The organism is Micromonospora sp. CPCC 206060 (genome assembly GCF_036906895.1).
Classification (GTDB): domain Bacteria; phylum Actinomycetota; class Actinomycetes; order Mycobacteriales; family Micromonosporaceae; genus Micromonospora.
In genome coordinates this window covers 30,412-47,804 of the sequence record NZ_JBAKHU010000012.1, presented here as the reverse complement: position 1 = coordinate 47,804, position 17,393 = coordinate 30,412, and the positions used below count along the sequence as shown (strand labels likewise).

General features: G+C 68.4%; 16 protein-coding genes and 1 tRNA gene. 9 read left to right on the top strand and 8 right to left on the bottom strand.

From position 1 onward, the window contains the following. Nucleotides 1-69 precede the first annotated feature (69 nt). From V6U90_RS11465 to V6U90_RS11455, 3 genes are read right to left on the bottom strand one after another with little or no spacing between them, the layout of a single operon-like run. Nucleotides 70-531 carry a RidA family protein gene (locus tag V6U90_RS11465; protein WP_334434321.1) on the bottom strand — a complete coding sequence of 154 codons (462 nt, stop codon included), beginning with the start codon at nt 529-531 and terminating at the stop codon, nt 70-72. Next, the gene (locus V6U90_RS11460; protein WP_208814341.1) at nt 528-683 is read right to left on the bottom strand and encodes a hypothetical protein; all 156 of its coding nucleotides are present in this window, start codon (nt 681-683) and stop codon (nt 528-530) included. Before V6U90_RS11460 ends, V6U90_RS11465 begins: the two co-directional genes overlap by 4 nt. 40 nt (nt 684-723) lie before the next feature. Continuing rightward, nucleotides 724-1,188 carry a hypothetical protein gene (locus tag V6U90_RS11455; protein WP_334434318.1) on the bottom strand — a complete coding sequence of 155 codons (465 nt, stop codon included), beginning with the start codon at nt 1,186-1,188 and terminating at the stop codon, nt 724-726. Between the two features lie 477 nt (nt 1,189-1,665). Here V6U90_RS11455 and V6U90_RS11450 point away from each other — a divergent pair, with 477 nt between their 5' ends. Genes V6U90_RS11450 through V6U90_RS11440 form a run of 3 tightly spaced genes read left to right on the top strand, consistent with a single transcriptional unit; the run spans nt 1,666 to nt 4,501 of the window. Further along, nucleotides 1,666-2,274: an Rv0361 family membrane protein gene (locus V6U90_RS11450; protein ID WP_334434316.1), complete on the top strand. Its 609-nt coding sequence runs from the start codon at nt 1,666-1,668 to the stop codon at nt 2,272-2,274. Nucleotides 2,275-2,300: 26 nt separating this feature from the next. Beyond that, nucleotides 2,301-3,275: an ArsA-related P-loop ATPase gene (locus tag V6U90_RS11445; RefSeq protein ID WP_334434314.1), complete on the top strand. Its 975-nt coding sequence runs from the start codon at nt 2,301-2,303 to the stop codon at nt 3,273-3,275. Continuing rightward, the gene (locus tag V6U90_RS11440) at nt 3,272-4,501 is read left to right on the top strand and encodes an ArsA family ATPase (RefSeq protein ID WP_442933570.1); all 1,230 of its coding nucleotides are present in this window, start codon (nt 3,272-3,274) and stop codon (nt 4,499-4,501) included. The genes V6U90_RS11445 and V6U90_RS11440 overlap by 4 nt, the downstream gene beginning before the upstream one ends. Here the strand turns inward: V6U90_RS11440 and V6U90_RS11435 are convergent. Beyond that, nucleotides 4,488-4,784 carry a WhiB family transcriptional regulator gene (locus V6U90_RS11435; protein ID WP_208816049.1) on the bottom strand — a complete coding sequence of 99 codons (297 nt, stop codon included), beginning with the start codon at nt 4,782-4,784 and terminating at the stop codon, nt 4,488-4,490. The two genes, V6U90_RS11440 and V6U90_RS11435, sit on opposite strands and share 14 nt — an antisense overlap. Nucleotides 4,785-5,190: 406 nt before the next feature. Here V6U90_RS11435 and V6U90_RS11430 point away from each other — a divergent pair, with 406 nt between their 5' ends. Next, the gene (locus V6U90_RS11430) at nt 5,191-7,620 is read left to right on the top strand and encodes a penicillin-binding protein (protein ID WP_334434308.1); all 2,430 of its coding nucleotides are present in this window, start codon (nt 5,191-5,193) and stop codon (nt 7,618-7,620) included. Between the two features lie 95 nt (nt 7,621-7,715). On the opposite strand, the gene V6U90_RS11425 is transcribed toward V6U90_RS11430, so the two are convergent. Beyond that, complete coding sequence (locus tag V6U90_RS11425) at nt 7,716-8,171, bottom strand: GatB/YqeY domain-containing protein (RefSeq protein WP_334434306.1); 456 nt, start codon at nt 8,169-8,171, stop codon at nt 7,716-7,718. Nucleotides 8,172-8,196: 25 nt separating this feature from the next. Between V6U90_RS11425 and V6U90_RS11420 the strand changes: the two genes are divergently transcribed. Both V6U90_RS11420 and V6U90_RS11415 read left to right on the top strand, forming a co-directional pair. Further along, the gene (locus V6U90_RS11420; RefSeq protein WP_334434304.1) at nt 8,197-9,090 is read left to right on the top strand and encodes a metallophosphoesterase; all 894 of its coding nucleotides are present in this window, start codon (nt 8,197-8,199) and stop codon (nt 9,088-9,090) included. 97 nt (nt 9,091-9,187) lie between these two features. Then, a tRNA-Pro gene (locus V6U90_RS11415) sits at nt 9,188-9,264 on the top strand. 85 nt (nt 9,265-9,349) lie between these two features. On the opposite strand, the gene V6U90_RS11410 is transcribed toward V6U90_RS11415, so the two are convergent. The 3 genes from V6U90_RS11410 to V6U90_RS11400 form a co-directional block, all read right to left on the bottom strand. Continuing rightward, the gene (locus tag V6U90_RS11410; protein WP_334434302.1) at nt 9,350-10,585 is read right to left on the bottom strand and encodes a tyrosine-type recombinase/integrase; all 1,236 of its coding nucleotides are present in this window, start codon (nt 10,583-10,585) and stop codon (nt 9,350-9,352) included. 581 nt (nt 10,586-11,166) lie between these two features. Beyond that, nucleotides 11,167-11,502, bottom strand: coding sequence for a helix-turn-helix domain-containing protein (locus V6U90_RS11405; protein WP_334434300.1), 336 nt, complete (start codon nt 11,500-11,502; stop codon nt 11,167-11,169). Between the two features lie 1,537 nt (nt 11,503-13,039). Next, nucleotides 13,040-14,092 (bottom strand): RNA polymerase sigma factor, encoded by a 1,053-nt coding sequence (locus V6U90_RS11400; RefSeq protein WP_334434298.1) that lies wholly within the window; start codon nt 14,090-14,092, stop codon nt 13,040-13,042. A gap of 151 nt (nt 14,093-14,243) precedes the next feature. Between V6U90_RS11400 and V6U90_RS11395 the strand changes: the two genes are divergently transcribed. From V6U90_RS11395 to V6U90_RS11385, 3 genes are all read left to right on the top strand, one after another. Then, the gene (locus V6U90_RS11395; protein WP_334434296.1) at nt 14,244-14,441 is read left to right on the top strand and encodes a hypothetical protein; all 198 of its coding nucleotides are present in this window, start codon (nt 14,244-14,246) and stop codon (nt 14,439-14,441) included. Between the two features lie 153 nt (nt 14,442-14,594). Next, nucleotides 14,595-15,956, top strand: a complete 1,362-nt coding sequence (locus V6U90_RS11390; protein ID WP_334434294.1) for a hypothetical protein — start codon at nt 14,595-14,597, stop codon at nt 15,954-15,956. 500 nt (nt 15,957-16,456) lie between these two features. Further along, on the top strand, nt 16,457-17,323 hold the full coding sequence (locus V6U90_RS11385; protein ID WP_334434292.1) for a T6SS immunity protein Tdi1 domain-containing protein: 867 nt from the start codon (nt 16,457-16,459) through the stop codon (nt 17,321-17,323). Nucleotides 17,324-17,393: the final 70 nt, after the last annotated feature.

Below are 17,393 nucleotides of genomic sequence, written 5' to 3'. Positions count from 1 at the left end.
CCCTCGTTATGCGCCGTTCAGGCGTATATGTCAGGCCAGCAGTGCAAGATCGCGGGGCAGGTGGCCAGGTCAACCGACCTCGACGATGACCTCGACCTCGACCGGGGCATCCAGGGGCAGTTCGGCGACGCCGACCGCACTACGGGCATGCCGGCCCGCCTCGCCGAAGACCGCGCCGAACAGGTCCGACGCACCGTTGATCACGCCCGGCTGCCCGGTGAAACCCGGCGCCGAGGCGACGAACCCGGTCAGCTTGACGATCTTGACCACGTTCTCCAGGCCGACCAGCGAGTCGATCGCGGCGAGGGCGTTGAGGGCGCAGCGCTGGGCCAGGTCCTTGGCCTGCTCGGCGGAGATCCCGGCACCGACCTTGCCGGTGGCGAGCAGCTTGCCCTCGGCCATGGGTAGCTGGCCGGAGACGTAGACGTGCTTGCCGGACTGTACGGCCGGCACGTAGCTGGCGACCGGCGGAACCACCTCGGGCAGGGTCAGTCCCAGCTCGGCCAGCTTCGCGTGCGCACCACCGCTCATGCCTTGGGCCGCTTCAGGTAGGCGACGAGCTGCTCCGGGTTCGGGCCGGGCACCACGCCGACGAGTTCCCAGCCGTCCTCGCCCCAGTTGTCGAGGATCTGCTTGGTCGCGTGCACCAGCAGCGGCACCGTGGCGTACTCCCACTTCTGCATCGCTTGAGCGCTCCTAATCTGTGGAATGGTCGGCGACAGCCTACGGGCTGACCGGCCGCCGGGGCGCGGGACGACGGTCGGACCCGGCCGGCGGCTCGCCGCAGGGCCCCCGGTGGTTGTACCGCTGCGGGCAACGGGAACGGTCAGACAGCAGCAGGTCGCAGAAGACCCGGTGCCGGTTGTTCTGGTCGTCGACGGTGGAGACGGTGGTCTCCCCCGGGTCGAGTTCGGACATGAAGCCCAGCGAGACGGCCACGGTGCAGGCCAGACCGGTCGCGGCGGCCAGGTCGTCGACCCGGACCGGCAGGTGGATCACGTACCCCGGTTCCTCGTCGTCACGGGCCGCAGGGGCGGGTCGGGACCGGGTACGCAGCCCGTCGACCGCCGGGTCGGTGACCCGCCGGTACGCCCGCTCGTTGACCGGCATGGCCCCGGGTACCGCCCGACGTCCGTCGTCACCGGCGGTGAATTGGGTACGAGGGGTGTTGTCCGCAGCATCGCGCATGCCGTGCCTCCCGGCGTTGTACCTGTCCGTCGCTAACCGCGTTCCGGCCGGGCCGCCTGCCCGGACCGGCCCCCGCACCGGGACGACGGTAGGCAGGAAACCCGACAATGACAACTGGACGCGCTTATTTGGTGACAATCAGTCACCAATCTGATTGATCCTCACTCCCGGGCAGAGCGGGCCAGCACGGATCGGGCGATGGCCGCTAACCTCTCCGTCGAACACGCATGTACCGACTGACGCACCGAGGTCCATCCTGGGGGGAAACCAATGACCCAGCCGCCCTACGGCGACCCGAATCAGCAGCCGAGCGGGCCGCCGTTCCAACCCGCACCCGGTGCGCCCGTCCCGCCGCCGGCGCCGCCGGGCACGCCGCCGCCACCCCCGTTCACGGATACGCCCGTCCCACCGCCCCCGATGTCCGGGCCGCCCGTGTCCGGCGCGCCCTTCAGCGGGCCGCCGATGTCGGGGCCGCCGATGTCCGGGCCGCCCACCTCCGGGCCACCGATGTCCGGCCAGCCGGGCTTTCCCGCACCCGGTCAGCAGGGCTTCCCGCCACCCGGCCAGCCAGGCTTCCCGCCGCCCGGTCAGCCCGGGTTCCCCGCGCCCGGTCAGCCGCCCTACGGTGCGGTAGCCCCGGTCAAGAAGAAGCGCGGCCTGCTCATCGCCTCGATCGTGCTCGCGGTGGTCCTGCTGCTCTGCGGTGGTGGCGGTACCGCCGCCTTCCTGGTGCTGCGGAACGCGGAGACCGGCGAGGGTGCGCCCAGCCCGACCGAGGCGGTGACCGGCTTCCTGACCGCGGTCTACACCGACCAGGACGCGAAGCGGGCAGCCGCGCTGGTCTGCCCGGCGGCCCGGGACGACAAGGCCATCGCCAAGCGGGTCAAGGAGGTCAAGGACCTCGCCGGCACGTACAAGACGCCCCGCTTCACCTGGTCCAACCCGGTGGTGGACGACCAGAACACCGAACGCGCGATCGTCTCGACGAAGGTGACGATGGCCACCAGTGACGAGAAGGTCTCCCGGCAGGATCTGAAGTTCACCGTGGTGCAGTCCAGCGGCTGGTGGGTCTGCGAGGTCGGCTGACCGGCTCCGCTGGTTACGCTCGACTGGTGCGAGCAGACGAGGGGCCGGCCGACCCGGCCGGTACGGGATGGCCGGCCCGCCTCCACGTGGTGACCGGTAAGGGTGGCACGGGAAAGACCAGCGTGGCCGCCGCGCTGGCGCTGGCGCTGGCCGGCGACGGTCGGCGCACTCTCCTCGTGGAGGTGGAGGGACGGCAGGGGATCGCCCAGCTCTTCGACACCGGTCCCCTGCCGTACGAGGAACGACGCCTGGTCACCGCTCCCGGTGGTGGCGAGGTACGGGCCCTGGCGGTGGACGCCGAGGAGGCCCTCCTCGAATACCTCGACATGTTCTACAAGCTGGGTGCGGCCGGGCGGGCGCTACGCAAGTTCGGGGCGATCGACTTCGCCACCACCATCGCCCCCGGCCTGCGGGACGTGCTGCTCACCGGCAAGGTGAAGGAGGCCACCACCCGGACCAGCGGCAAGAACCGGACGTACGACGCGGTGGTGCTCGACGCGCCGCCGACCGGCCGGATCGGGCGTTTCCTGAACGTCACCGCGGAGACCGCCCGGCTGGCCAAGGTCGGCCCGATCAAGAGCCAGAGCGAGGGTGTGGCCGCGCTGCTGCGCTCGCCGATGACCGCCGTACACGTGGTCACCCTGCTGGAGGAGATGCCGGTCCAGGAGACGGTCGACGCGATCGAGGAGTTGACCGCCCTGCGGTTCCCGGTCGGTCGGGTGATCGTCAACGCGACCCGGGGGCCACTGGTGACCGACCGGGTCTCGCAGGCCGAGCTGCGTCGGGGGCTGGTCGCCGCCGGCCTGCCCGCCGACCGGGCCACCGTGGCCGGGTTGCACACCGAGGCCCGGGATGCGGCTGTCCGGCGCGCGCTGGAGGACTCGCTCCGGGCGGAACTGCTGGAGCTGGGCCGGCCCCTGATCGAGCTGCCGTTGCTGCCCGACGGGGTGGACCGGGCCGGCCTGGACACGCTCGCCGGGGTACTCGCCTCGGTCGAATGAGGCCCGCCCGCGCCGATTCACTCACACCTGCACCCCAGCGACCGGCGGAGAGTGTGCCGTCCCGATACGCTCGTTTCGTGTCTCCGGATAGCGCCGCGCCACGGCTCGATGTCGACCAGATCCTCGCCGATCCCGGCGTACGGATCGTGGTCTGCTGCGGTGCGGGCGGCGTGGGCAAGACGACAACGGCGGCGGCGCTGGCGCTCCGCGCCGCCGAGCATCACGGCCGACGCACGGTGGTACTCACCATCGACCCGGCCCGTCGGCTCGCCCAGTCCCTCGGCCTGACCGAGCTGGACAACACCCCGCGCCAGGTCAAGGGGCTCGACATCGAGGCCACCGGCGGTGAACTGCACGCCATGATGCTGGACATGAAGCGGACCTTCGACGACGTGGTGCTCGCGCACACCGACCCGGAGAAGGCCGCCGAGATCTTCGCCAACCCCTTCTACCAGGCCATGTCCTCCACCTTCGCGGGCACGCAGGAGTACATGGCGATGGAGAAGCTCGGGCAGTTGCACGCCCGGGGCGAGTGGGACCTGATCGTGGTGGACACTCCGCCCTCCCGATCGGCGCTGGATTTCCTGGATGCCCCGGCCCGGCTGTCCCGGTTCCTCGACGGCCGGATGCTGCGGCTGCTGCTGGCCCCGGCCCGGAGCGGGGGTCGGAGCATGTTCAGCCTGGTGACCGCGTCGTTCGGGATGTTCTCCCGGGTGGTGCAGAAGGTGCTCGGCGCGCAACTGCTCACCGACCTGTCCGGGTTCGTCGCCGCGCTGGACTCGATGTTCGGTGGGTTCCGGCAGCGCGCGGAGCAGACGTACCGGATCCTCCAGGCGAAGGAGACGGCGTTCCTGCTGGTCGCGGCGCCGGAGCCGGACGCGGTCCGGGAGGCCGCCTACTTCGCGGGTCGGCTCGGCGAGGAGCGGATGCCGCTGGCCGGGCTGGTGCTCAACCGGGTGCACCGGCCGGCGGTCGACTCGCCCGACGCGGCGACCAGCCTGGCCGCCGCCGAGCGGCTGACCACGCTGGGTGGGCACGAGGCCACCGTCGAGGCGTTGCGGGCCCACGCGGGGCTGCTCCAGCAGGCGGTACGCGAGCAGCGGGTCGCGGTGACGTTCACCGACGCGTACCCGCAGGTGCCGGTGGTGGCGGTGACAGCACAGCCCGCCGACGTCCATGACGTCGACGGGCTGCGGGCGATAGGCGTGGCGATCAGCCGGCCGTGACGAGGGCCTTGTCCTTGTTCTTCATCGCGGCCTCGAACATCTTCCGCCAACTCGGCACGTTGGGATGCCGGCGCAGCAGGGCCCGGCGTTCCCGCTCGGTCATGCCACCCCACACCCCGAACTCGATGCGGTTGTCGAGCGCGTCGGCCAGACACTCGTACCGCACCGGGCAACTGCGGCAGATCCGCTTCGCCACGTTCTGTTCCGCGCCCTGTACGAACAAGGCATCAGGGTCACCGTTCTGACATGCCGCCAGTGTCGGCCAGTCAGTGATCATGCCCATCTGTACACGTCCCCCCTTGCAGTCCCGCTTACCGACTCCGTGCCGATCCGTCGGCAGTAACCCCCCGGGTCGTCCGGGCCACCTACCCCAAGGTGCACCGGACGACATGCGGCTTGTCGCCGCCCTCATCATGCTCCGTAGTCAGCCGATTACGCAACGTTGTCGGCTAAATCCATCATTCCGGACACTCCCGACTTCCTACCGAAGCTTGCGCCGCTTACCCGACCGTGGTTGGTGAAAACGCTGCGGAGCCTCGCCATCTGCGGGAGACTCGGCGGCAGGTCCACGCAACCCCGTGCCAGGGGTCGTGCGTTTAGCACAACGAGGCCAGCGCCGGCAGGAAATGGGGAAAGAACGCCGGAGCGCTCCTCGTTGTCGACTCACGTACCCTGACGAGGTGACCTGGATGCGGAAGCGTGACCACAATGTGCTGACCAACGCCGCATCGCTACTTGTGTGTGGCCTACTGGCCGGCGTGGTGGTCGCGGCGGCCGCCTTCCCCGCAGTGGCGATGTCCGGGCTGGCCGCGAAGGCCGGCGCGGAGACGTTCGACAAGCTGCCCAGCGAGCTGACGGTGAAGAAGGCACCGCAGATCAGCTACCTGTACGCGTCGGACGGCAAGACCCCGCTGGCGACGATGTACGACGAGAACCGTCGCGACGTCAAACTCAAGGACATCTCGCCGCTGATGCAGAAAGCCATCATCGCCGCCGAGGACCACGACTTCTACAAGCACAACGGCGTCGACATGAAGGGCATCGCCCGGGCGTTCGTCAACAACAGCTCGGGCGCCGCCTCCCAGCAGGGTGCTTCGACCCTGACCATGCAGTACGTACGCCTGGCCATCTCCTACTCGGCCGACCACCCCCAGGACGTGGTCGCCGCCACTGAGGACACCGCGGCCCGCAAGCTCAAGGAGATGCGGTACGCGATGCAGATCGACCGGGATCTGTCCAAGGACGAGATCCTGGAGCGCTACCTCAACATCGCCGCCTTCGGTAACGGCGCGTACGGCATCTTCGCCGCCAGCCAGACCTACTTCGGCAAGCACCCGAAGGACCTGAAGCTGGAGGAGGCGGCCCTGCTCGCCGGCATGGTGAAGGCCCCCACCGCCTTCGACCCGACCACGGTGAGCGGCAAGCCGCAGGCGCTGGACCGGCGCAACTACATCATCAAGAACATGGTCGAGCTCGGCACGGTCACGGCGCAGGAGGCAGCCGCCGCGACGGCGGCCCCGCTGGTGGTCAAGGGCAAGCGGGCCCCCAACGGCTGCGTCGACACCAACAAGAAGGACAACTGGGGCTTCTTCTGCGACTACTTCTACCGCTGGTGGATGTCGCAGGAGGCGTTCGGCGCCACCACGTACGACCGGGAGCGGCGGCTCAAGAGCGGTGGCTACCACATCGTGACCACGCTCGACGTACAGGCGCAGCGCGGCGCTCAGAAGGCGGTGCTGCGGTCGCAGCCGGTCAGCAGCACCAAGGCGGCGATGGTCGCCGGGGTGGAGCCGGGTACCGGCCGGATCCGTGCCCTGGCGGTGAACCGGGTCTTCAAGCTCGACGACCCGGAGAAGCCGCAGAACAAGCTCTCCAGCGACCCGAAGAAGCGGGCCAAGAAGCTCCGGGGCACCGTCCCGAACACCACCAACCCGCTGCTCACCGGTGGTGGTGACATCAAGGGCTACCAGGCCGGCTCGACGTTCAAGATCTTCACCATCGTGGCCGCGCTGGAGAAGGGCATCCCGCTCCAGTACACGATCAACTCCGAGAAGCAGTTCAAGTCGGAGTACATCATCCAGCGGGGCAGCAAGGCGGCCTGCGCAGGCACCCACTTCTACTGCCCGACCAACGCGAGCGAGAGCATGGCCGGCCCGCACAACATGTGGTCGGCGTTCGGTTCCTCGGTGAACACCTACTTCGTCCCGCTCCAGCAGCGGGTCGGCGCGGAGAACGTGGTCGCCGCAGCCAAGAAGCTGGGCATCACCTTCCGCACCCAGGAGGACCTCGACCTGGAGAAGGGCGCCCAACAGTGGGGCGCATTCACCCTGGGCGTGTCGCAGACCACCCCGATGGAGCTGGCCAACGCATACGCCACCCTGGCGGCGGACGGCAAGTACTGCGAGCCGATCCCGGTGCAGGAGATCCGCGACCAGGACGGCAAGAAGCTCGACATCGCCAACCCGCGTTGCAAGCAGGTCGTGGCGACCGAGGTGGCCCGGGCCGCGGTGGACGCCGCCCGCTGCCCGGTGGGTGACAACTCCAAGACCTCGCAGTGCAAGGGCCGGACCGCCGCCAACGTGCGCGGCACCGTCGGACACCCGGTGGCCGGCAAGAGCGGTACCACCGACTCGGAGAAGAGCGCCTCCCTGGTGGCGATGACCAAGCAGCTCTCCGTGGCCGGCATCATGGCCGACCCGGACTGGCCGCAGACCAACCAGAAGATGGGTCACAACGAGAAGGGCGGCATCAACGCCCCGGTCTACGAGACCCTGCGGGACGCCATGAAGGGCAAGGAGAAGATCGACTTCGTGGCGCCGAACGGCAAGTCCATCACCGGCGACCAGCGGCCGATCCCGGACGTCAAGTGCCAGTCGGTGGAGACCGCCCGGTCCCGCATCCAGGGCGCCGGCTTCGAGGTCGCCGTCGACAACACCAAGGTCCCCTCCACCTGCCCGGCCGGTACCGTGGCCCGGACCAGCCCGGAGGGACGGGCCGTCAAGGGTGGCCTGGTCGTCCTGGAGCTGAGCGGCGGAGCGACCGGCGGGAACACGGGTGGTAACACCGGTGGCAACCCGGGCACCGGCCCCGGCCGGCCGCCGGGCCGCCCCAACGGCTGACCGGAGCGACAACGACAGCGGGCGGGTACCCGGAGGTACCCGCCCGCTTCTGTGTCCGGTACGGCGCAATCGGCGCCGTCACTGATGCTGGGCGGTCAGACGCCGAGCTGCCGGCGTACCTCGGCAGCCACCCGACCACCCTCGGCCCGGCCGGCCACCGCGGCCTGGGCCGCCTTCATGGCCGGGCCCATCTGGGCCTTGCCGGTGAACCCGCCCGCAGCCAGCGCCCCCGCGACCAGCTCGGCCAGCTCGTCGTCGCCGAGCTGCTTCGGCAGGTACCGGTCGAGCACCTCGCCCTCGGCGTTCTCCTTCGCCGCCTGCTCGGTCCGGCCGGCGTCGGCGAAAGCGGTCGCCGCCTCGCGCCGCTTCTTCGCCTCCTTGGTCAGCACGGCCAGTACCTCGTCGTCGGAGAGGTCCCGCTTGGCCTTGCCGGCGACCTCGGCGTTACCGATGGCGGCCAGCGCCATCCGCAGGGTCGAGGTGGTCAACTCGTCGCGGGCCTTCAGGGCGGCGCGCATGTCGGCGGTCAGCCGGTCCTTCAGCGTGCTCATGGTCGGTCAAACTACCCTGATCCGCATGCGAAAGCGCACACTATTCCGGCTCGCCGCAGGGACAGTCGCCGCCGGGGCGGCCGCCCTGGCGTACGCGTCGCTCATCGAGCGCAATTTGTTCACCCTGCGTCGGTACGACGTACCGGTGCTCGCCACCGACACCGAGCCGCTGCGCGTGCTGCACCTGTCGGACCTGCACATGACCCCCGGGCAGACCCGCAAGCAGGACTGGGTCGCCTCGCTGGCCGCCACCGACCCGGACCTGGTCGTGGTGACCGGGGACAACATGGCCCACCCCGGGGCGGTACCGGGGGTGCTGCGGGCGTTGCAGCCGCTGCTCGACTACCCGGGCGCCTTCGTCTTCGGCTCCAACGACTACACCGGCCCGGTCTGGAAGAACCCGTTCAGCTACTTCCTGCCCGACCGCGAGTACGCCGAGGGTGCCACGCTGCCCTTCGAGGAACTGCGGGAGGTGCTGGTCACCGCCGGCTGGGCCGACCTGAACAACGCCCGCACCTCGGTCAAGGCCGGCGGGCGGCTGGTCGAACTGGTCGGCGTCGACGACCCGCACATCGAGCAGGACGACTACCCCAGCGTGGCCGGACCGGTCTCCGCCCAGGCCGACCTGTCGATCGCGTTGACCCACTCCCCCGAGCCCCGGATCCTCGACGCGATGGCCGGCGACGGCTTCGACCTGCTGCTGGCCGGGCACACCCACGGCGGGCAGGTCTGCGTACCCGGGGTCGGCGCCCTGGTCACCAACTGCGGTCTGCCCCGGCACATGGCCAAGGGGCTGCACCGCTGGCCCGGCTCGGAATCCTGGCTGCACGTCACGGCCGGAGTGGGTACCCACCCGACCGCACCGGTCCGGTTCGCCTGCCGGCCGGAGGCGTCGCTGCTCACCCTGATCCCGCGCTGACCTTTGGCTTTCGACCTCCGGCCCCCGCCCTGCGCGGGGGCCGGGGGTACCCGGTTTGACCATCAGAACGGGTGGGCTACTATTACCCGGCACGCCTCGGGGTGTGGCGCAGCTTGGTAGCGCGCTTCGTTCGGGACGAAGAGGTCGTCGGTTCGAATCCGGCCACCCCGACCAGAGGTAAAAGGGCCAGGTGAGACACCATCTCACCTGGCCCTTTGCATTGGGATAGCCGATCTTCTACATGGAAGATCCTGGTCGTTTAGTCGCCGGTTTCGCTCTCGTCCGCCTCAAAAGTCAGCGGAAAGTCAGCGAACGATTCCCGTACCTTCTCGGCGCCGGCATCGAAAGCGTGCGTGTACCGGTCGAGCGTGGTGGAGATCTGCTCATGCCCCATGACCCTGGCGACATCGTTCAGCGGCACGCCGTCGGATATCAGCCAGGTCGCGTAGGAGTGCCGCAGGTCGTGGAACCGTAGGCCACCCTGCGCCGACCGGGAAACCCGTGCCCGAGCAACCCTGCGGTTCGGAAACTCCTCGGTGACCTCGTTGCCTTGCCGGTCGCGCCAGGTGGCTCGCCAGCGCTTCACGTCGACCTGTACGACCTTCCCGAGAAGTCCCGCCCTGACGAGCGCTGGACGCCAGATCCACGCACGGAAGACAGTGCGCCGCATCGGTCCGCCAGCCTCGTTGGTGAAGACCTCCCCGGCGGGACCGGGCGGCACTGCGTTCGCGTGCTTCCGCAGAAGCCGGACCACGAACGGAGGCAACGGCACCACCCGGCGACCGGCCCGCGACTTCGGGTAAGGCTTGAAGGTCACGTTGCCGGCAACCTCGATCGCTACCCGGGAAACCCGTACGGTCCCCGCGTCCAGGTCGATGGCGTCCCACGTCAGCCCGATGCACTCACCCCACCGGAGGCCCGTGCCGCCGGCAAGAGCGACCAGCGCCCGATAGCGCTCGGGGATTTCGGGCAGCAGGTTCGACGCGAACGCTTCCCGCGTGATGACCTGCTCGTCTGCATCCGTTCGGCGCCGCTTCGGTAGCCGAATTCCCTCGGCCGGATTCTGGCCGATCACTCGGTCACGAACGGCCAGCGTCAACACCGCTTTGAGTAGTCGACAGCACTCCCGAACCGTCGCCGGGGCGAGCTGCTTGCCCAACTCGCTGGCCCACGCCTGAACCGCGGAATGGTCGATGCGGCCAATCGGAACCGTGCCCCACGTCGGCAGCACACGAGCGCGCATCACCGACGCGTCCCGAGCGGTCGTCATCGCCTCGTCGTTCCGCCCGGCGCCCCACTTCCTGGCGTAGACCTCGAAGCGGATACGGCCCGCGTGTGGGTTGACGTACGTTCCGCGCGTCACCGTGGTTTCGGTCTCGGCGAGGTACGCGGCGGCCTGCTTGCGGGTGGGGAAGGTCTTCGCCTTCTGTCGGCCGGCGGGGTCGCGCCAGTTGGCGCGGTAGGTGCCGGCGGGGGTCTTGATGATGTGTCCCATGGGGAGGATTGCTCCTTGATCGTTGTTACGGAGAGTGCTTGCGGATGGTGTGGGTTGGTGGGCTAGCTAGCAGGGCGGTTGGGGGTGTGAAACGGGCTCACGGCGGGGGTTGAGGGTGTTTCCGCTGGTGGGCTGCTATCTGCTAGCCCGCTGGTAGGCCCGGTGATTTGCTGCTAGCACGTCTGCTATCGCTAGCAGCGCGGGGTGCTGGCGATTGCAGCCCTGCTAGGTCGGTGCCGACCCTTGGTTCGGTTACGGAGCGTGTATCTGGTCGGGTTGGGCTGGTGTGTGCTGGTGGCGCTGTCTAGCCCTGGCTGAACCACCGGCGGGGATGAGTGGTTCAGCGGGGGTGGTGGGCCGGTGGCTGGTGGTGGGGATAGGCGGCTAGTCGGCTGTTCGGGCGGGGGTGGGCTGCTAGCGGTGCTGCTAGGTCTAGCGGGTGGTGGGGCTAGACCTAGCAGCACGCGCGGGGGTGTCGTGCGGTGTTGCGGGGCGCCAGAGATGGCGTGACAGAACTGCCAGAACTGACAAAACCTTGGTCGGCTGGGGGTTCTGGCGGTTGTGTCAGTTCTGTCGGTGGGTCATGCGCCGTTGCGGCGGTGCTGGCGCTGTGCGGTGCGTTCGATGCGGTCCAGTTCGGCGGCTACGTCCTCCGTGGTGGCTTCGGGCAGCTCGTCAAGCCACTGGTGAAGTCGGCCCTTGGGAACGAGCCACCGACCACCGACCTTCTTCGCGGGGATCTCGCCGGACCGCACGAGGGCGTACGTGGAACCGAGGGACAGCGACAGGATTTCGGCGGTCTCGGCGACGGTGTAGACGGCGCGGGCGACCGGCGCGGGTCGGCCGGTGGGGATGCCCTCCGTCCCGGTGGTGGTGTTGGTGGCGGGGCGCTGTGGGAACGGGATGACCGTGCTCACGGGTGCTTCCTCCTGGGGTAGCGGTAGCGGCTGCTGCGGGTCGGTTCAGGGCTGCGGGGCGGGTTTTCGGGCTGTCGGCGGGGGTGGCGCTACCCGCTACATCGGGCCGTTTGGGCTGCTAGGCCCGGTAGCGGGGAGATGTAGCGTTGGCGCTACCTGGTGGCGGCCCGCCGCTACATGTCGCGGTCGCGGCCAGCGGTGGCCGGGAGGGTGTTCGGCGGCCTGGTTCGGTGGGTGGGTGGTGGTGGCCGCGACCCGCGACCGTGGGCTGTTGGTGCTGGTCGGGTCGGTCGCGGGGCGGGTCGCGGTGGCGCGACCGGTCGCGGGCGGTGCGCGACTTGGTCGACGATGGAACGCTCGTGGGCGAGCTGGCGGGAGCGGTGACAACCGGGGTTGTCGCCGGATGGCTTCGTCTGCCGGCCCGGGGCGACACGGCGTAAGTCGCCGGTCTAAATGGCGAGAATGGTCGAAATTCTGTGCGCCCCGGATTTTGACCATTGCGGCCATTTAGACCAGGGGCCACACGGGTCGGTGGGTCGCGGGTGCGGAGAGCGGGGAGCCGGGTGCCTGTGCTGAGAAGGGCTGCGGTGCGGGTGGCCGGCGCGTTTGTTGTGGAGAGGGCTGAACCATCTCCGCATCTCCGCATCTCCGCAAACAGGGCTGTGAGCTGGGCAAACAGTTGCGGAGATGGGAAGACCTTCCCCGGTTACATCTCCGCAACCACCGGCCATCTCCGCAACCCTCTGCGGAGATGCGGAGATTGAGGAGTTTCTATCGGTTGGATCTCCGCAGAGTGTTGTTCCTGGTCATGGCGGGTTTCTGCGGAGATGCGGAGATGCGGAGATGGTTCAGCGGGTTCCCTCACCCCCATGCAGTCGGGGGTGCCGGGTGATGCGCGCCCCGGGCAGTGGCCGGACCGGTCCAGGGTGAAGACGAACCGGTCGTAACCCGAGTTCCCGAGGATGATCGGACCGGCAGGCGGGTTCATGCTGGACCCACCCGGACCCACCGACCTACCCGGCAGGCGTCACCGGGTCCGGGTCCGGTTCGTGACCGGACCGGCCCGGACTCGAACGGGTCCGAGCCGACACCCCGCGTATCGTGCCGGCGCTGGTCAGCAGTGCCGGACACCCGGGTACGAAGATCACCCCGGGATGGTCTTCGGAAATGAGTCCGGCGTCAGCCGGTCCACATAACCCATCCGCGCCGGACGGCACCGCTGAACCACCGGTTGGTGTTTTCCCCGGTTGATGGCCGTCCGGACGAATCCAGGCGAACCCCGGTCGGACACCTGCCAGACCTCCGTTTTCCCAGGTTGATGGCATCCGGAGGCGACCGGAGACGACACCGACCGGGCGAAAGCCTGTCACTGTCCGGCGGTAACCGGGGTTGTCACCGTCCGGGACAGCTCCACCGCCACCACGAGGGGCATGCGGTTCGATGGTGCCGGCACCTCCACGGAGACGAGGTGCCGGCCTCTTGCGCGCTGTGGAGTTATCAACGAACAGTGCCCCAAGGCCGGGTGTAGCCGGGCCGATCAGGCGCCGACCAGCAACCCCTGACGGGCGAAGGACTCCTTCGCCATCGCCCACGAGGAACGAACCGTGCCCGGGGAGCAGCCCAACCGGGCGGCGATCTCCGCCGGCCCCGTCCCGTCCAACCGCATCGACGCGATCTGCCGACGACGAGGGGGAAGGGTCGACACAGCAGCACGCAGCCTCTCTCGCAGCTCAGCCGGGATGAACCCGCGAGCGGCTGCCCGCCGGGCAGCCGCGGCCGGGTCGCTGAGCATCCGAGCCAGCGCGTCCTTCGCCCGTCGCCACGTCTGCCGCTCGATGTCCGCGCTCACGCCCACCCGGGCCGCGACCTCGGACGGACGCAGCCCTTCCAAGCGCAACAGCGCAACCTGACGCATGCTCGGGGCCAGCGTCTCCGCCAGGCCACGCAGCCGCACACGCTCGGACTCCGAGCAGTTCTCCACGTCCACCGTGTCGGCGAGCTGGCGGCGCAACCGGCGCTGCGCCGTCTCCCACGCGATAGCGACCTGCTTCGACGGACAGCCAAGCTCCCGCGCGATCTCCGACTGACCCTGTCCATCCAGCCGCATCCGCACCACCGTCTGCTCAAACGCCGGAAGAGTCTCGATCGCGGCGTGCAGCGCGGACACCATCGCCTGCTTACCCACCGGCTCCACATCGCTGCCGCTGTCAGCAGCAGCCTGCTCCCACACCCCGGCATCATCGGAGCAGACCTCACGCCACCGGCCCACCGTCAGCCGACACAACGCGCCATGCGCGACACCGAACAGCCACCGCGCGAAGCCGTCCTCACTGCCGTTGTCGTCCCACGCGTCGATCGAAGCCAGCACCGTCGCCCACGTCTCCGACGCCACGTCTTCGGCCAACATCCGGTCATTGGTGCGCCGCAACGCCCACACCACCAGCCGATCCGAGAACCGCCGGTACAACGGATCGAACGCCTCCCGCTGGCCAGACCGCGCCAGCAACGCCAACTCACGAACCGACAACTCCGACAACTCGGACAGCCGACGACCGTTTCCGGGCAGCATCGAGCTACGCTTGACCAGCATCTTTCTTCCCTCCGACAGGGGTCCGGTTAGGTGCACTGGCCTCGGCGGGCTCCACCCCGCCGGGGCTTCTTACGTAGGACATACGGTAGCCGGCTAGTCGGTAGCTGTCTAGCCGTATCTTCGGTAGCCGGCTAGTCGGTAGACTGCGGTCATGACGACCCTTGCTGATCTTCAGAAGATTGCCGACCAGCTCCGCGAGGCCACGCAAGCCCTTGAAGCACTGCGCCAGCAGCGAGACCAACTCATCCGTGATGTACGCCTGTCGACGGACCACACCGTGCCCGAGATTGCGAACGCCGCTGGTGTGTCGCAGGCCACCGTCAAGACTGTGATCCGGGGTCTTCGCTGAGAAGTCGTTGTCATGCAACGAGAAAAGCCGACATCGGCCAGGGTCGACACCATGTGAAGACCCATGTGAAGTTCGCGCGGTCATGTGGGCGTATCCCTTGCCAGGATGCGCCCGGTACCGTCCCCAGGTAGGCCCGTGGGGAGGGACGGTTACATGAGCGATCCGAACGAGGAACTTGCCGCGTTGGTCGTGCAAGCGGGCTTCTCGTGGGCAGGGCTCGCGCGACGCATCAACGACCTGGGCGCCAACGAAGGCTTGGCGCTGCGGTACGACTACACGGCGGTCAACCGGTGGGTGAAGCGCGGGGAGAAGCCTCGCTCGCCTGTCCCCATGCTTCTTGCACAGGCACTCTCAGAACGACTCGGGCGCCGGGTAAGCCCTTCGGACTTCGGCATGCCGGAGGAAGAAACCCTTGCGTCACGCGGGTTGCAGTACTCGGACAACCCCCGCACCGCTGTCGACACGATCATCGAACTCGGGAGAGCCGACGTGAGACGACGCGACATCGTGAAGGCACCCTTCGTACTCGCCGCCCTCGGAGCGCCAAGCCGAGATTGGCTCCTGTCCACCCTTGATGAGACCTCTACCGAGCGTGGCCCTCGACAGGTCGGCATGCGTCAGGTAGCCGGCATCCGGGAGATGTTCGCGCTCTTCCAGGACATGGACGTAATGCGCGGCGGTGGGCATGCGCGCACCGCCCTGGTGGAGTACATGCAGAGCTATGTTCTGCCGCTGCTGAAGCGCGAGCACGAGCCGGCCGTTCAGCAGGCACTCTACGAAGCTGCGGCCGAACAGTCCTACCTTGTCGGCTGGATGGCGTACGACGACGGAGAGCACGGGCTAGCACAGCGGTATCTCATCCAAGCCCTACGCCTGGCGCAGGCAGCGAACAGTGCCGCCCTCGGCGCTCATGTGCTCGCCGGGATGTCCGACCAAGCCAACCTGCTCGGGTACCCGAGGGAAGCCCTCATGCTGGCCCGCGCCGGCCGGCGCGGCGTGACTGACGCCGACTCACCCGCATGCATTGCCGACCTGCACATTCTTGAAGCCCGAGCGCTGGCCGCCCTGGGCGAGTCGACTGCCGCAGCCGCTTCGGTAGCCAAGGCGGAACAGGTGTTCGGCCGCGTGGTGCACGAAAACGAACCGGCGTGGGCCAAGTTCATCGACGCGCCGTACGTCTTCGGAGAAGCCGCCCACTGCTTCCGCGACCTTGGCCAAACCGCAGAGATCGAGCGCTTTGCCAACGAGTCAGCAGCCGGCGCCCGACGACAGGGCCGGGCACGCCGGGGTGCACTCAGTGAGGCAGCGCTATCGATTGCCGAACTCGGGCGGGCCAACGTAGAAGCCGCTGCGTCGCGGGCAACCAGGGTTGTCGACCTGGCAGCGTCCGTCAACTCGTCTCGGGCCATCGAGACAGTGCGCGACCTTCAACGACGGTTGAAGCCGTACGGCAACCTCTCCGAGGTTCGGCACTTCAACGCCCGCGCTGGAGAGCTGCTGGGCCTGGCCGCTTAGGAAGCCAAGGCGACCGTTGACGGCATGGCGGGCGTCAGCAGGAAGTCAGCAAACCATGCGACAGCCGTCGACAACGAACGACAGCGGATGACACGAAGCGCTGACTGTGCAGCACTCAAAGCCAACCGTCGATCCCGAGCGGGACGAACCATCCGCTTTCGGGACGAAGAGGTCGTCGGTTCGAATCCGGCCACCCCGACCAGGTGAGAGGGCACACCCAGTTCATTGGGTGTGCCCTCTAGTGCTTCCCGGGTGACCAACTGAGTGACTACCGGTCCGGGGTGAGTGCCGGCGAGGTGGATCGCGAGGCCCCGGGTGTGCAGGACGCCGCCGGACTGCGTAGATTCCGGCGGGTTCTATCTGGCCTGGGGTCCATGGTGCCGTGGGGTGCAGGTATTCGCGATGCTGCACCGTACGCCATCATCGCTGCGAGGCGTGATCCACACGAACGTCACGGTCAGAGAGGCGCCATGAGCCACTTTCAGTACGGTCACCGGGTAGTGGGAACCATCTCGACCGAGGTCGTCGAGCAGTACGGCAAGATCGTCCCGGTCAGCATGGAAGAGGCCTGGAAGAATGAGGGCGCCCTCGTGACCCAGGACGGCTTCGTACGCCTCATCGATCCGGGGCTCCTGCTGCCGGTGATGGAGGTGATCCTTCCGTCGCATCCCGGCGCGATCCCGGTCTTCACGACGGCCTGGGGCGACCTCGTGGTCCAGTACGACGACACCTACGTGCTCGCGCTGTACCGCTACGGCTTCTACACGGAGTACTCCGGCATCGTGACAGACTTGATCTTCGATGATCTGGAGGATCATCAGTCGCAACTGACGAGGCTGCAACGTCAGTGCTATGACGACGCGGTGGCGACCCTGGGTGAACCGGCGATCGACGAATGCTTCGGTTTCAAGCTACCGCTGGCGATGGGCGGGTCGGAGGTCGTGGGCAATGTGGTGCGCCGGAAGCTGAAGGAGCATCTGGTGTTCCTGGTGCAGTCCAGCGGTGCGCCGCGTGATCTCGACGAGGTCGATCCGCCGGAGGTACCTGGACCGCGTGGTCGGGTGGCCAGCGGCACGGGCGCGTTGACCGATGAGGAGAAGCTGCTGGCCGTGCTCGGCGAGCAGTACCTCGACATGCTGCAGTCAGGCCTTGAGTTCGGCATCGAACGCCTGCCTGGTGAGCGTGCGGTGTACGTCTGGCAGCTGGGTTTCGGCGGGGCTCAGATGATCGTCGGTCACGACGAGTCGTTGCTGTTCGGCACGTCCGCGTTGGGACGTGACCAGATGATCGAGACGTGGCGTACGGGCAAGCGCACCCCGGCTACGGACCTGGCCTTGGCGGCAGCACAGCGCCGACAGCAGCCATAACCGTCGCCGGCGCTTCGGGGCCAACTTTCCTGTTCGTTCCCCAACGTCAGCAGGTTGAGTTGCGCGGAAG